This is a genomic window from Niallia sp. FSL W8-0954, from assembly GCF_038005605.1.
Classification (GTDB): Bacteria; Bacillota; Bacilli; order Bacillales; family Cytobacillaceae; genus Niallia; species Niallia circulans_A.
Map to the genome: position 1 here is coordinate 2,453,559 of NZ_JBBOTN010000001.1, position 15,105 is coordinate 2,468,663.

Annotated in this window: 13 protein-coding genes and 1 pseudogene; 9 read left to right on the plus strand and 5 right to left on the minus strand. The window is 32.8% G+C overall.

Features of this window, described 5'->3' with window-relative positions:
* The first annotated feature begins 706 nt into the window (after nt 1-706).
* From NX902_RS12085 to NX902_RS12095, 3 genes are all read left to right on the plus strand, one after another.
* Entirely contained in the window at nt 707-2,788 is a 2,082-nt protein-coding gene (locus tag NX902_RS12085) for a TerD family protein (protein ID WP_171509618.1), read from the plus strand.
* A gap of 635 nt (nt 2,789-3,423) precedes the next feature.
* Nucleotides 3,424-3,858: an acyl-CoA thioesterase gene (locus NX902_RS12090; RefSeq protein WP_341123737.1), complete on the plus strand. Its 435-nt coding sequence runs from the start codon at nt 3,424-3,426 to the stop codon at nt 3,856-3,858.
* Between the two features lie 24 nt (nt 3,859-3,882).
* Nucleotides 3,883-4,173: a hypothetical protein gene (locus NX902_RS12095; protein WP_095328718.1), complete on the plus strand. Its 291-nt coding sequence runs from the start codon at nt 3,883-3,885 to the stop codon at nt 4,171-4,173.
* A 137-nt stretch (nt 4,174-4,310) separates the two neighbouring features.
* On the opposite strand, the gene NX902_RS12100 is transcribed toward NX902_RS12095, so the two are convergent.
* From NX902_RS12100 to plsY, 4 genes are all read right to left on the minus strand, one after another.
* Nucleotides 4,311-4,601 (minus strand): HesB/YadR/YfhF family protein, encoded by a 291-nt coding sequence (locus NX902_RS12100; RefSeq protein ID WP_095328719.1) that lies wholly within the window; start codon nt 4,599-4,601, stop codon nt 4,311-4,313.
* A gap of 151 nt (nt 4,602-4,752) precedes the next feature.
* Nucleotides 4,753-5,901 carry a CapA family protein gene (locus NX902_RS12105; RefSeq protein WP_163186910.1) on the minus strand — a complete coding sequence of 383 codons (1,149 nt, stop codon included), beginning with the start codon at nt 5,899-5,901 and terminating at the stop codon, nt 4,753-4,755.
* A gap of 138 nt (nt 5,902-6,039) precedes the next feature.
* Nucleotides 6,040-6,864 carry a sensor histidine kinase gene (locus tag NX902_RS12110; protein ID WP_163186908.1) on the minus strand — a complete coding sequence of 275 codons (825 nt, stop codon included), beginning with the start codon at nt 6,862-6,864 and terminating at the stop codon, nt 6,040-6,042.
* A gap of 109 nt (nt 6,865-6,973) precedes the next feature.
* A complete protein-coding gene (gene plsY / locus NX902_RS12115; protein ID WP_095328722.1) occupies nt 6,974-7,576 on the minus strand; it encodes a glycerol-3-phosphate 1-O-acyltransferase PlsY in 603 nt (200 codons plus the stop codon).
* 160 nt (nt 7,577-7,736) lie between these two features.
* Here plsY and NX902_RS12120 point away from each other — a divergent pair, with 160 nt between their 5' ends.
* From NX902_RS12120 to NX902_RS12130, 3 genes are all read left to right on the plus strand, one after another.
* Nucleotides 7,737-9,164, plus strand: a complete 1,428-nt coding sequence (locus NX902_RS12120) for a phospholipase D-like domain-containing protein (RefSeq protein WP_163186906.1) — start codon at nt 7,737-7,739, stop codon at nt 9,162-9,164.
* A gap of 61 nt (nt 9,165-9,225) precedes the next feature.
* Nucleotides 9,226-10,233, plus strand: coding sequence for a DUF3231 family protein (locus NX902_RS12125; RefSeq protein ID WP_095328724.1), 1,008 nt, complete (start codon nt 9,226-9,228; stop codon nt 10,231-10,233).
* Between the two features lie 72 nt (nt 10,234-10,305).
* A complete protein-coding gene (locus tag NX902_RS12130; protein ID WP_163186904.1) occupies nt 10,306-11,484 on the plus strand; it encodes an acyl-CoA dehydrogenase family protein in 1,179 nt (392 codons plus the stop codon).
* A gap of 134 nt (nt 11,485-11,618) precedes the next feature.
* Here NX902_RS12130 and NX902_RS12135 read toward each other — a convergent pair whose 3' ends face one another.
* The gene (locus NX902_RS12135; protein WP_163186902.1) at nt 11,619-11,780 is read right to left on the minus strand and encodes a hypothetical protein; all 162 of its coding nucleotides are present in this window, start codon (nt 11,778-11,780) and stop codon (nt 11,619-11,621) included.
* A 286-nt stretch (nt 11,781-12,066) separates the two neighbouring features.
* Between NX902_RS12135 and NX902_RS12140 the strand changes: the two genes are divergently transcribed.
* The 3 genes and pseudogenes from NX902_RS12140 (at nt 12,067) to NX902_RS12150 (ending at nt 15,001) form a co-directional block, all read left to right on the plus strand.
* Nucleotides 12,067-12,936, plus strand: a complete 870-nt coding sequence (locus NX902_RS12140; RefSeq protein WP_095328726.1) for a carbon-nitrogen hydrolase family protein — start codon at nt 12,067-12,069, stop codon at nt 12,934-12,936.
* 7 nt (nt 12,937-12,943) lie between these two features.
* Nucleotides 12,944-13,612 (plus strand): annotated as a pseudogene (locus NX902_RS12145) (GNAT family N-acetyltransferase).
* A gap of 495 nt (nt 13,613-14,107) precedes the next feature.
* The gene (locus NX902_RS12150) at nt 14,108-15,001 is read left to right on the plus strand and encodes a DUF2268 domain-containing protein (RefSeq protein ID WP_341160745.1); all 894 of its coding nucleotides are present in this window, start codon (nt 14,108-14,110) and stop codon (nt 14,999-15,001) included.
* Nucleotides 15,002-15,105: the final 104 nt, after the last annotated feature.

Below are 15,105 nucleotides of genomic sequence, written 5' to 3' on the forward strand. Positions count from 1 at the left end.
GTCAAGCTTCAAATGTTGAATTAGAGCATAAATCTTGATATATAGGGATTTATTGGAGTTTTTTATTTGTTTTTTAACTTGCTGATTTTTCCTAACTTATCCTGAATTTTCTTGTAATTAACAAATTGCGGTGATTATAGTCAATCCAAGATAATCACCGTGACAACAAGTGGTAAAAAATATACATCATTTGTTTAATGATGCAATTTTAGTTGCCAGAAGAGACCTAGTTGTAAGTGTAGGAGGGAGAGGTTAGAAGGGGGGGATTTTTGAAAGTGAATAAAGAAAAATAAACGATATACTAAACATTAGAAATCGTGCGCAAGAATTTGTTGCCTATAAGTATAAAAAAAAACTGAGGCTGAAAGAGAAAAAATAAATAACTTATATTAGCACTTGCATTATTAGGAAATAAACATAAGGAATCCTCATCCTAATCCTAGAACTCCTTAGCCATAGACATAAAAGAAACAGAATTAAAATCGAACTTGATGAGTTTAAAGGTATATATTAGATAATACGACACTTGCTAAATTTTATTATCTGTTGGTACTTTTTATAGAATTTACAACAAAAAGTAAAACAAATACAAACCTACAGAGCCTGCAAGAAAATTATGGATATAGTACGATAGAAACAGAGTGAAAATGAAGTGTAAAACTAAAAGAAGTATGGTTTAGGGAATATTTTCAATTGGAGTGATTAAATGGTTATAAATGATGTTTACCTAAGAAGAAAAAACAAATTACTATTGAATAAAGGTAATGAAAAAACTCCACAGAAAAAATACATTGCGACAATATTATTAAACATTGATAATTTGGGATTTACATTATCAAATGATATTATTGAAATCCTATATACATATTCCATAAGTCAATTAAATAGTTTCTACATTGCTTTAGTTAAAAATTTAAAAGAGTTAGTAGGAGCAAACAAACAATACAATCCAATGTATCCTAATTTTCCCCACCAAGTAATGGATGCAGATGCCTCAGAATTATTCATTAATGCTATTTTTCATTACTGGTCTTTTGGATCATTACTTCCTAATTATAACAAAGAAGAGAGATTACCATTATATGATATAACAACCAAGAAAGTAATAGAGACGGGTACCGAGGAAGAATTTGAAAGTATTTTTATAAATCTATTATCTTCTAAAACTTCTATTTCTGAAACTGATAAAGAGGATTTAAGTTGGTTTTTCAATGAATATCCTGACAAAGTTAACAATATCTTACCTAAAGAAATACCTTCAAAAGAAAATGTAGCTTTGTTATCTATATTGTTACTGCATAATAACATAAATACTTCTGTATTATTTGATTATGTAAAGACAGCTACTGATGTATTAAGAATTGCCGTTGCTATGTCAGAAGGCGATATTAGTTTAGCAACTAATACAAAGTTTAAAAGTTTCAAACGTAAGGAAAGACGTTTATTAATGTCCTTATTAGAAAATTGTTCTAATATTGAAGAGGATATGAAACGATATAAGAATAGATGGATTAGATTAGGTGAAAGATTACATCCTACAGAATTTAAAAGATATGAAAAAGTAAAAGAGGCTTTTACTAAGCTGAGAAATAATCAACCAATTCAAACTTTTAATGGTGTGTTAACTAATGCGCTAGAAAATAATAGAATGGATCAAGCATTATCTTTATTAGTGAAAAGACCAGGGGAATTCGCACGTAAATTAGATCATTTAATAAGATTGCATACTAACCCAAATGTAATACTAAATGAATTTAAAAATGTGGCGGATAGTGTTGAAACTACAGTGCTATTGCAAGTTAGGGAGCACTTTAAAAATAGAAATAATCAAAAAGAGAAAAGAACATTTTTCCCTAAAGGTAATGTTGCTAAATTATTTGTCATTGATAATAACCTTCCTGAGATTGAGGAGAATATATGCAATAGCATAGTACAAATCTGCGAAAATAGTTTAGTAAATGAATATAAGAAAAGGGACTATCTTGGTAAGGTTTATCTAGATGAATCATTAAAAAATTATCTTGTGCCTTTTTCGCAACGTTCAGCAAGTAAGTCACTTAAATCAGTAGTAAGAGGTTCAAAATTAGATATAAGCGATTCAACCAGTACTATTCGCTCCTTTATTTATTGGAAAGAAAATAATTTGGATAGAGCCGATATAGATTTGTCTGCAGTAATGTATGATGATAATTGGGATTACTTAGAGCATGTGTCCTATACAAATCTGAGATCATCAAAGTATAAAGCTTTTCATAGTGGTGATATTACTTCAGCTCCTCATGGAGCAAGTGAATTTATCGATTTAGAAATTGAATCTGTTAGAAAATTTGGAGGAAGATATATAGTGCTTTCAATCCAATCCTTTACAGGTCAAACTTTTAGTGAGTTACCCGAATGTTTTATGGGATGGATGAGCAGGAAAAATCCAAATTCTGGAGAAATTTACGAACCTAAAACAGTCGAGAACAGAATGGATGTAACTTCTGAAGCTAGAGTAAGTATACCTATGATAATCGATCTTCATGAAAACAAAGTGATATGGACAGATATAGCACTTAGAAACAATCCTGATTATTACAATAATGTGGAAGGTAATAAAATAGGTATGGTATTAATGGGTAAAGCAATGACTACTTTAATTAAACCTAATCTTTATGAGTTAATAGAATTGAATATTAAGGCAAGAGGGGAAAAATGTGATAATATAGAAGAGGCAGATATTGTATTTTCTATAAATCAAGGTGTTACTCCTTTTGACCAGGATGTAATTGTGTCACAATATTTATAAGTTAAAATTGGGCTATTGCTTGTCTTCCTTCTATATCCATCTTCCTGAATTAGATGAGCAAATTCCCCGATTGTTTAATTAAGGCTATGTTATATCTTCCTTCAAACTACAATCTGTGTGAATGAATTAGATATGACAATTTCCTTTATAAAGGTTAGGGTGATAATAGCCCTGACCTTTTATTTACTATATTGCGATTGGATTTATTTAAAAGATGTAGTATTATGAATAATATTCATTGGTCTTTTCTGTTTTGAAGCAGTAATAACCAGGGAATTGGACTACTTAAGATGCTTTCTAATGAAAAATTAAATTCTAGTTGATACCATATTTACATACATAAAATGAGTAATATTATAACTGTATTAAAAGAATTTGTTGAATAAATAAAAAAGAGAAAGTGTAAGTCTCTATTATAAGTAATTTAGTTGATGAATTTATGAGACTAGGTGAAAGAGTTATTAAATTAAACAGCTTATATATAATGTTGGACAATAAAAATCTTTTTAAGAACCTATGGTCATATAATGCATCAATTGCCATATCTGATGCAGTTAAGAAATTTAACGTTATCACAGAGTGATAAAAATGGTGATTATTTTATAAAAAGTTGAGAAAAGGAAGTGCTAGAAACCGTGGTATATGTGAGTTCTAGGGATATTGAATTGTATTATGCTGATACCGATATGATGGGGGTTATTTATCATGCGAATTATCTTAAATTTTTTGAACGAGGAAGAACAGGTTTAATTGAAGATCTTGGGTATAGCTATTTAGAAATGGAGAACAAGGGGTATTTTGCACCTGTTTATGATGTGTATGCCCAATATAAAAAGCCATTACGCTATGGAGATCAGGCAAAGGTGAAAACCTGGGTAGAAACAAACGATGGCATAAAAACAGTTTATGGATATCAGATAATTAATCAGGACGAAGAAGTTTGCGTAGAGGGAACTACTACGCATATTATCGTTTCAAAAGAAACATTTCGTCCTAAATCGTTTAAAAAGATGTTTCCAGAATGGTTTAATAAATATGAAGAAATTAAAAAGCAACCTTCTGACAAGTAAGGATAGCAAAAGGGAGTTGCCGATATGGCCTTTGGTTTGAAGAAAAGCGAACTAAGAGAATGGAAAAGAAAAATTGATAATGGAGAAATTGCTTTTTTAACTCATTATTGGCTGGATGATCGTTTTCCAGGCTGTAAGACTGTTACGAAAGTTGGCTGTGCGGATCTAGAGAAATTAAAAACCTGGGGAAAGAAATATGGCTTAAAAGAGGAATGGATACATTATCGTCATGACGGCTATTCCCATTTTGACCTATTAGGCGATACTCAAAAGAAGATTTTAAAAGAGGAAGGGATTGACCAACCTTTACGATAGAGATTAGGTATTGGAAGGTAACTTTTTTTACACTTGATCGAGATAAAGCTAGAAAAAATGTTATTATAAAAAAACAGTGAGACATTAGATGTATCTCACTGTTTTTTAACATTCGTACCACTAAACAACAATAGTGCTTAATGAGCATGACGGTATTCTGGTTCATTTGCAACTTCATTGAAATCTGCAAATAGATCATGATCATCAAAATACCATAAATCCTTTTCTTCGATATAGTAATGGATACCATCTTTTTCTGTTTCTACTCCAATGTTAACCGGCTGCTCATTAGAGATTCCTAATGAAAATCCTTGCTGAACAGTACTGCATCCACCATAACGTGCAAAGAAGCGTACATAGTCACCGTCTTTTAACATCATTTCATCTTTATACCATTCAGCTGCTTTATCACTAATTACAATTTTCATATTAACACCTCTTATGAATTTTGCTTCGACCATTGGAAGCATTTTAATTCTATTCTAATTATATGTTCATTATAAAGGAATGGACGAGAATTATCTAATATTTGAATTTAAGATTATTTTAAAATGTTTGTAAAGAGCTGCAAGTTTTATTTTAGTCTGCCTGTCCCTCTTTTTGCATATGCTCCATGATTTCTTTATAAATAGAAGGACTGTATTTATTGATTGCATGCTGTGAATCTTGCAATGGATACATTTTATAATCTTTTTCAGCCTTACTAGAAACAAAAGTGGGATAGAAAGAAGGTGCTTCCATCGTAATAGATGTCTGCTTTCCTAATTGCTTTTTCTTGACTGTAACAGTTACCATTCCACCAATATCCCGATACTCTTCGTCCTGACCAGATAAAAAGTTTCCTAATGAATAGACTACTAATCCTTTATGTCCATTATGACCTTTTACCCACTCGATTGGCTGCAAAACATGTGGATGACTGCCGAATATAATATGCACACCTTCATCTACAAAAAATTGTGCCAATTCTTTTTGCTCATTAGATGGGAACCGTTGATATTCGTTTCCCCAATGAATCATCATCACGACAACATCTGCTTCTTTTTTTGCTTTTTGGATTTCATTGCTCATTCTTTTTTTATCCAAGAGATTTACAATATACTCTTTTCCTTCAGGAATAGGGATTCCATTTAACCCATAAGTATAGGCTAAATAAGCAACTTTAATGCCCTTTTTCTCTAAGACAACGACTTTATCTTGATCATCCTTAGACAAGTAGGTTCCAACATGAGGGAGACCAATTTGATTTAAATAATCAAGGGAGAGCTTTTGTGCATCAACTCCACGATCGAGGGCATGATTATTAGCCGTTGTGACAATATCGATGCCTGCTTTTTTTAAACTATCGGCAATATCATGAGGGCTATTGAAAGCAGGATATCCGGATAAACCAATCGATTCTCCGGCAACAATTGTTTCTTGATTTGCTATTAGCAAATCAGGTTTTTTTAATTCACTTGCTATATTATCTAGCATTTTATCAAAATTAAACCGATTTCCTTCTCGTGCGTCATTGTAGACACGATCATGGATTAAAATATCGCCGATAGCAGCTAATGTTATTTCGCTGGATTCTTCTTTTGCTAAATTTTCTTTGTCTCTCCCTGAATTAGAACGTACTTCTTTATAGGTAGAAGAGGAGTTGTCAATTGTATTTATAAGTATTATGCCGATTATACCAAAAAGAAGAAGGAAGAAAACGAATAGTAGATATGTTTTTTTCTGCATAACTAGCCTCTTTACTAATCTAAATTTTATTTGTTTCTTTACAATTAATAGCATACCAAAAAAATATTAGTTTGTAAGGAAAATAGGGAATTTTTACATAAAATAGGCTAACAGTAACTTTTTTGTTTCATATTTTCTTTAAGAAATATACAACGGAAAACAGATACTCATAGTTGTACCTTTGTCCTGTAAACTCCAGACTTTCATCTTTCCATCATATTTCTCAATTAGTTGTTTACATACATATAGTCCCATGCCTGTTCCGTTTTTTTTAGTTGTTTGCAGTGGTGTAAATAAGTTGTTTAATTGTGCTTTCGGTATTCCGCAGCCATTGTCTTTAATCTCAATAACTAATTGATTTTTTTGTTTTCTTGTGACAATTGCTATTTCTTTTGGAATAGATGAAAGATTTGCTTCTGTAGCTTCAAAAGCATTTTTGACTATATTAACAAACACCTGTGTGAAATGGTGTTTATTGCCTTTACATAAAAGTTCATCTCTAGAAAATTTCGTTATTAGATTTATGTCTTTTAAATTAGCTTCACATTTAAAAATAGGTATTAAATTTAGGAGTAATTCGTTTATAGATAATGGAGTAATATCGTCTCCTTGTGTTTTCGAAAGTGTTAAAAAGTTTGTGATTAGCTCATTTGCTCGTGCTAATTCTCCCAGAGCGATAGCAGTGTACTGGTGAATAAGTTCGACATTATTTGTTTGCTTTATTAATTGAAGGAAGCCACTTACAGTAGTTAATGGATTACGCACTTCATGTGTAATACTAGTAACCATTTTAGCGATATTTTCACTGTAAGTGGTGGAAAGGGACAGTGATTGCAAACTATCAGTTAGTGCTTCCATGGTTGCTGATTGTTCTTGCAGCTTTGCCTCCACACGCTTCCATTTATTGATAAAACATTGAAAAGTTGCCTCAGGTTCATGAAAAGATGTAGTTGGTAAGGTCATTTTGCATTCGCTCCTTTAACAATTATAGTAAAAGGTATGACGAAATAAATCATTTTATGTCAAATAAATATTCGACCAAGAAAAAAAGACCATAATCGGTCTTTTTTTCTTATAACCAGTTTACTTTTGGCTCTGTTTTATTAATAATTCTTTTAATATTCGCTCGATGTCTATAGACAACAAAAATAGTAAGAATCGCCAAGATGATAATGAGTAATTTATCTTCCCATAGAATAAAGGAATATATTAAACCTGCCAAACCAGCAACCATAGAGGACAGCGAAACATATTTTGATAAATAGAGGGAAATAAAAAAGACCGCAACAATAATCAGGAATAAGATAGGTTCGTGTCCAAGAAGAATTCCTGCTGAAGTAGCAACTGCTTTCCCTCCCTTAAAACCTGCGAAAATGGGATACATATGGCCAATAACAGCAAATACTCCAATTATAAGTGGATTTATATCCATTTCCACATTCCAAATAAGTGTGACCAACAGTGGAAGGACTGTTGCAATCGTTCCTTTCAGTATATCGGAGATTGTAACAGCAAAGCCTGCTTTTTTTCCAAGAACGCGAAATGTATTTGTACCACCTAAATTTCCACTGCCATGTTCTCGTATATCTATATTGTAAAAGGATTTGCCTATTATTAGTCCAGAAGGAATAGATCCAATTAAATAAGCGAGTATAATTAAAAGTCCAATAATCAATTTCGTATTCTCCTTCACGTATGTATACTATTTGCCTTTATATTGTACCATGTAATTGCTAAAACTCATCATTTTTTCAAAAAAATAATCTATATATCTTGCCATTAAAGGTAAAAACTAAAGGAATACAAGCTGAAATTTGGTGAGAAGAGGGGAAGAGATGAAACGAATATTCTTTCTTCTATTTATTATTTTTATCATGTTTTATAGTGGTACCATTTATCATCATTTGAAAAAGCCACTGCCTAAAGGGTTGTCTATAGAAGGTGTTATTCATCAGGTAAAGGATGTTGAACTATTAATAGATATAACCTACAAAAACAATAAAAAAAACAGAATGGTTCAACATGAAATAATTAATTCTATGCTAAAGGAAGTAGAGAAGGCAAATGAATTTATCATAATTGATATGTTTTTATTTAATAATGATACAAATGAAGACCAACAATATCCAAAGATAGTAGAAAAATTTACAGAAGCGTTAATTAAGAAAAAGCAAGAAAACCCAATGATAAATATTATTTTTATAACGGATAAAATTAATACTGTGTACGATTCGTATCCTTCAGAAGAATTTAAAGAATTAAAAGAAAACGGAGTGAAAGTGATTGAAACTGAGCTGAACGATTTGCGAGATTCTAATCCACTTTACTCTGGCTTTTGGCGTATGTTTGGACAGTGGGTAAAAACAAGAGGAGATGGACATCTGCCAAATTTTCTTGCAAAAAGCGCTCCAAAAGTTTCAGCTATATCCTATTTAGAGTTACTAAACATAAAAGCAAATCATCGTAAAGTTATGATTACTGAAAATACAGCAATTATCTCGAGTGGTAATATTCATAATGCAAGCGGTTATCATTCAAATGTTGCCTTTAAATTGCATGGGAATATCCTTAACGAATTGCTGAAAAGTGAGGAGAGTGCAGCAAGATTAAGTGAACCGATTGATTTGCCGAGAATAAAAGAACAAGCTGAAACAAAAAATACTAATGTGAAAATTCAATTATTAACAGAAGGAAAAATTGGTAAGCATATACTACAAGAAATTAAAAATACCCAAAAAAGTGAAGTTATTTGGATTGGCATGCTCTATTTAGCAGATCAAAAAGTAATCAAGGAAATAAAGGCAGCTGCCAAAAGAGATGTAAAGATATATATAATATTAGACCCAAATCAAAATGCATTTGGCAATAAAAAAACAGGCTTACCCAATATCCCCGTTGTAGCTGAACTAAGAAAAGCAAAAGCCGCAAACAACATTCACATTAAATGGTATAACGCAGGAAAAGAGCAATTTCACCCGAAACTCTTATATATAGAAAGATTGAAAGCTAGAGAAAGCACCATTATAAGCGGCTCAGCCAATCTTACGCAAAGAAATCTTTATGACTTTAATTTGGAGACAGATATAAAAATTATCGCGAGACAAAAAGAAAAAATTATGAGAGATACAAAGAGGTATTTCCAAAAATTATGGGAAAATGAGCAGGCTGATTTTACAAAAGAAGTTGATAGGCAAAAAAACTTCCCCATTTTTCGCTATATTATTTATCGTTTGCAAAGGATGCTAGGCTTTACGACTTATTAAGTTAATTAATAATTTCTGATCCTTTTCAAATACTAATATTACGGAAACGGAGGGAAAGATAATGAATAAAAAAGATATATTAACCTCATCAGAGCTTGCAACATTATGGATGACTTATCAAGAAAAAACAATGTTTCTTCGATTTGTTGAATATTTCCATGCTGTTAATGAAGACAAGAAAGAGAAGAACTTCTATGAAAGTCATCTCACCAAGTTAGCAAAAGAAATAAAGAAAATTGAAGCAATATTGACAGCGGAAGGAGCTATTATTCCGCATGGGTTTTCTGACCAAGATGTGAATAAACAAGCACCGCCTTTATTTCAGCCAACTTTCGCCTTGCAAATCGTAAGAATGCTCGCAGAAATAGGCATGGGACTACACGCTTTACATTTAGCAAGATCTTATCGAAAGGATATAATTCGTTTATACCAAGATTTATCTGTTACAACCCAGCATTGTTATGAAGAATGTACTGAACTGCTAATAGATAAAGGAGCCTTAAGCCGCCCGCCTCAAGTCGCAATGCCTGAACAAGTAGAAGTGGTTGTTAGTACGGAATATTTGAAAGGTACAAACATATTAGGTGATAAAAGAGTTTTAAATACGGTAGAGGTTTCTTTTCTCTATCAATCAATTGAAAGCAATAGTATTGGGCAACAATTAATAACTGGATTCGCTCAAGTAACAAAAGATCCTGAGTTAAAAAAATTCTTTACACAAGGTAAAGAACTTTCCAAAAAAATAATTGCGAAACTTTCAAAGAAATTAACGGATGATGATATACAAGTTCCATTAGGGTGGGTTGGTAGTCCAACGCTTTCTACGATTGCTCCATTTTCCGATAAATTAATGCTTTATTGTATAAGTTTATTTTGTAGTTTTGGACTTGGCAGCAATGCCATTGGTACGACCTTTAGCTTGCGCAAAGATTTGTCAGCAACCTTTATTCCTCTTATTGCGAAGATTTATGATTATGGAGTACAAGGGGCGGAGTTAATGGCTGAAAAAGGATATACAGAAGAGCCGCCAGCAATGGAGAATCGTCAAAATTTAATAAACAGAAAATAGTTCTTTCCTATTTAAAGGGAATGGCATTTTACTTATCAGTATATAGAAATAGTGCTATGATATACCATATAGATGATCTTGTTAAAGGGAGATGGCGCTATAGTGACTGGATTTTTCAGTTTGGAAAAAGATTTAGCACAAAAAATAAATAAACTTAAGGAAATGAGCAGGGGATTCTCAGAAAGAGCAAAGGAAATAGATGAAAGTGCATCTTTTCCTTTTGATAATGTTAAAGAATTACAGGAATCAGGTTACACAAGTTTAACCATACCAAAAGAGTTTGGCGGTCAAGAAATTTCTTTATATGAAATGGTAAGATTACAAGAAGTGATTGCCCAAGGTGATGGGTCTACTGCTTTATCCATCGGTTGGCACATGGGAATCGTAAGAAATATCCAAGAAGCAAATTGGAATAAAGATACATTAAGAGAGATATATGAGAAATTATTAACTGGCTCCTTAATAAATGGAGCTGCGACAGAACCGCAAACTGGTAGTCCCACTAGAGGTGGAAAACCTCATACAACCGCTGAAAAAAAGGGCGAGGATTGGGTTATAAATGGTCATAAAACCTTTACAACAATGTCTCCTGTTTTAGATTATTTTCTTGTAACAGCATCCATAAAAGATACAGATAATGTAGGGAATTTCTTAATACCTAAAGAGTGCAGAGGCATTCGTATTGAAAACACATGGGATAGCATTGCTTTAAGAGGAACAGGAAGCAATGATGTTTATTTTGAAAATGTGGAAATTCCAGCTCGTTATTTTGTTGAAAAATTAGATAGTCGAAAAAAAATCAATCCATGGCTTCTGCATATTCCGGCATGTTATTTAGGAATCGCCGGTGCTGCACAAAAAGAAGCAGTTACTTTTGCGAAAAACTATTCTCCAAATAGTATTAAAGGAACAATCAGCGATATTCCGAGTGTAAGATCTAAAATAGGAGACATAGAGTTAAAAATGCAAACGGCTAAACACTTTCTATATTCTGTAAGTAAAAAATGGGATGAAGCAAATAAAGAGCAACAATCCCATATGCTGCCAGAATTAAGTGCTGTTAAGTTAGTAGCTACGAATACTGCCATTGAAGTGGTAGATATGGCAATGCGCATCGTCGGAGCCCGCAGTCTTTCTGCAAAAAGTCCGCTTCAACGCTATTACCGAGATGTACGCGCAGGCTTACATAACCCACCAATGGATGATATGACACTTGATCAGCTGGCGCAAAAGTCTATTAATGAATATTAAATAATATTTCAAAAGGAATTTTTGAAAAAAACTTATCTATCATCGGAGTCGAGAGTATTAGGAAACAACGGATGTTTGTTTTGGAAATAGATGGTGGCTGGAATACTACTATCCCAGCCACCACAAACATATGTTTAGCTAACTTTTTTCCTATCAACCTTTATTCTATACGTCTGATAAAGGCGTAGAAAATAATTTTCTATTTTAAACGCACCATTTATGTATCTTTTTAATCCAATCACTACCAATTCCTCTATCAAAATTAAACCAAGGAATGCAAAAATGAAAATACTCAATAAAAATCCCTCCTTCAGCAAGCTTTATAACTTCTATTTCTATTCCTTTTTTTTCGAAAATCAAAACAATGGACTATCATAAAATAATATGAACATCTATCTTTTTAAGAACATAAATATAAATAGTAAATTCCAATAAAAAAGTAGTGCGAAACCATTGAAAAATATAGAAGAATAACGCATAATCATATCTTGAATAATCGTTTTTAAGGATTTTAAACACATTTATAAAAAAGTGCTTTACCTATATAAGGATATAAAATAAACATATAAAGGGAGATGGAAGATGAAAATAAGAGTTTCTGCCGTACAATACAAATTAGAAAACATTAAGTCATTTGAAGAATTTGCTAAACAATGTGAGCATTATGTTCGAACAGCACTTGAATTTGGTGCGGAATTTGTGTTATTTCCTGAATTTTTTACAACACAGCTTTTATCCATGGGAGATGAAAATAACGCTTTAACAATTAATGAGCTTCCAGGATTTACGGAGCAATATCAGGAATTATTCAGATCATTTGCTGTGCAAACGGGAATGCATATTATCGGTGGAACTCATGTCATTCGCAAAGAAGATAAATTATATAATGTAGCGCATTTGTTTTATCCAGATGGAAGAATAGAAGAACAAGCAAAGCTTCATATCACACCTACAGAGGAATATGAATGGAATATGGAAAAAGGAGACTCCTTCCGTATTTTTGATACAGAGAAAGGAAAAATTGCCATTCTAACTTGTTATGATATTGAATTTCCAGAAATTGTCCGTATGGCAAAAGCAGCAGGAGCAGATGTGATTTTTTGTCCTTCTTGTACAGATGATCGTCATGGTTTTCATCGTGTTCGCTATACTTGTCATGCAAGAGCCATTGAAAATCAAGTATATGTAGTTGTAACAGGAACAATTGGAAGCTTAACGAATGTGGATTTTATGCGAGCCAACTTTGGGCAGGCAGCAGTCATTACTCCTAATGATATCCCATTCCCCCCACAAGGAATTCTCGTTGAAGGGGAATTAAATAATGATATGATTGTAACAGCAGATTTAGATCTTTCCTTATTATATGAAGTAAGAGAAAAAGGTTCTGTCACAACATGGAGAGATAGAAGAACAGATCTTTATCCAGACTGGAATTCGACTGTGGAAGGATGATTACTGCATGATCTTTAGTGAGTTTTTTCTTTATGATGAGGAAAAACCGATTCGATGTACGGTCCGAAATTATCAAGAAAAGGATTTTAACGAACTAATGGCTATTCAAGCAGAATGTTTTCCTGCCCCGTTTCCAGAAGATCTCTGGTGGAACGATGAACAATAAGCAAGTCATCTTGCTTATTTCCCACAAGGGGCAATCTGTGTGGAAGTGGAGGGAGAACTTGCTGGATCATTAACAAGTCTCCGTACAATTTATGATCCTGAACATTCCCAGCACACATGGGAGGAAATAACCGATAATGGCTATATTACCACACATGATGAGAATGGAAATGCCTTATATGTAGTCGATATTAGTATCCGGCCAAAATATCGTAAGCTCGGTCTAGGTAAAGTGTTAATGCAAAGTGCCTATTATTTAGTTATACACTTAGGCATAGAACGATTGCTGGGCAGTGGAAGAATGCCAGGTTACAAGAAGGTGTCTGAAAAGCTTTCTCCCGCAAAATATTTGGACTATGTAATGGCAGGCAAATTGCAAGACCCTGTTCTAACGTTTTTGCTGCGATGCGGAAGAACGCCAGTAACGATATTGTCTAACTACCTGGACGATGAAGATTCTTTAAATTATGCCGTATTAATGGAATGGAAAAATCCCTTTCTAAACATATAAAACAGCGAATGTCTTATTTGATCTTCGAGGAGTGAATAGATTACTCCTCTTAAGATCGAGTGAGACATTTTTTATTATTTAAGGTATTCGGATTATGGTTGAGATTTCCTACTTAAAAGAAAACACCTAACATTAATCGGATAATAGTCACAATTTCCCCATTCATATAGAAAATCTAATAAAAAATATCCTCTAACTATTGACACTAACGTTGCGTAATTCTTTACAGTAGCAGTTGAAGGAGGTACAAAAAGATGGATAGGAGAGTAAAAGGAGTAGCTGAAGCGGGATATAATTTTCAATAAACTTGCACCCTTTGTGATCTATCTCCCGAATCTAAAAAAGTATAAGTAAAATTAAAGAATGGTATGGCTTTTTTAATGAAAAACTTGCCAAATACTATCCTGTTCCCTTTATGGATAGACAATCCATATTAACGATTTACCGAAAAACTTTGATAAATTGGTATTCAGATAATCAAAAAAGGTGGTAGCAATGAAAATAGTAATCGAAAATACAACCGAGCAATATGAAAAGTTGTTCTCTATGGAGGATGAAAAAGAAAACTACTTTCGGTATTCCATGATGAAACCTTTTGAAAAAATGTGGAATACTATTAATGTTCCTTTAAAAGCTAATCAATCTAATGGATATGACGTAATATTGACTACAAAAATGCTTGGGTATCTTGATGTTACGAAAACCGAAATCGGAAAGATAGCGTTAGAGAATCTAGAGAAGATTCAAGCACTTCAAACGGCATATGATACCTTAAATCACTGTGTTGATTTTATACAAGAGAACAACTTAAAATTAAATACTGATGAATTGAAATTTGGAATGTATATAGCTGATCCTAAAAAGCTACAATTACAAAAAGGTTATTGTGGCTTTGGGGGAATTCCTGGGTTTATTCAAGTGGCAATTTTCCCCAACTCTTATAATATACCTAAAATCCCTGCTGTCATTGCACATGAATTTCATCATAATCTCCGTTTCTCTTATTTTGATTGGGATCATGGTAATGTTACGGTTGGAGATTACCTAATAATAGAAGGTTTAGCAGAGTCATTTGCAAAAGAGTTATACGGAGAAAAACATTTAGGTCCTTGGGTTACTTCTTTTCATAAAGAGGATTTAGAATACTCAATCGAAGTAATAAAAGATGCATTAAATGTTAAGGGATTTGCGGAGGTTAGCAGTTATATGTTTGGTGACACCATTGCAATAGAACAGGGATATCAACCTGTTGGCCTATCACCGTTTGCGGGATATGCAGTTGGGTATCATGCAGTACAGTCCTTCATAAAAACCAATAATGTGGGGATAGGAGAAGCAACCTTACTTAGTGCAGAGGAAATACTAAACAATTGTGAAATGTTTTCTTAAATCGTTTTTTTATATGAGGGGCTGGGACAAAACTAAAAAGACTATGCTTAAAGCTGAATAATCATTTGGTTACTGGAGCGCAATGGAACGAACTTGTTTTTTAG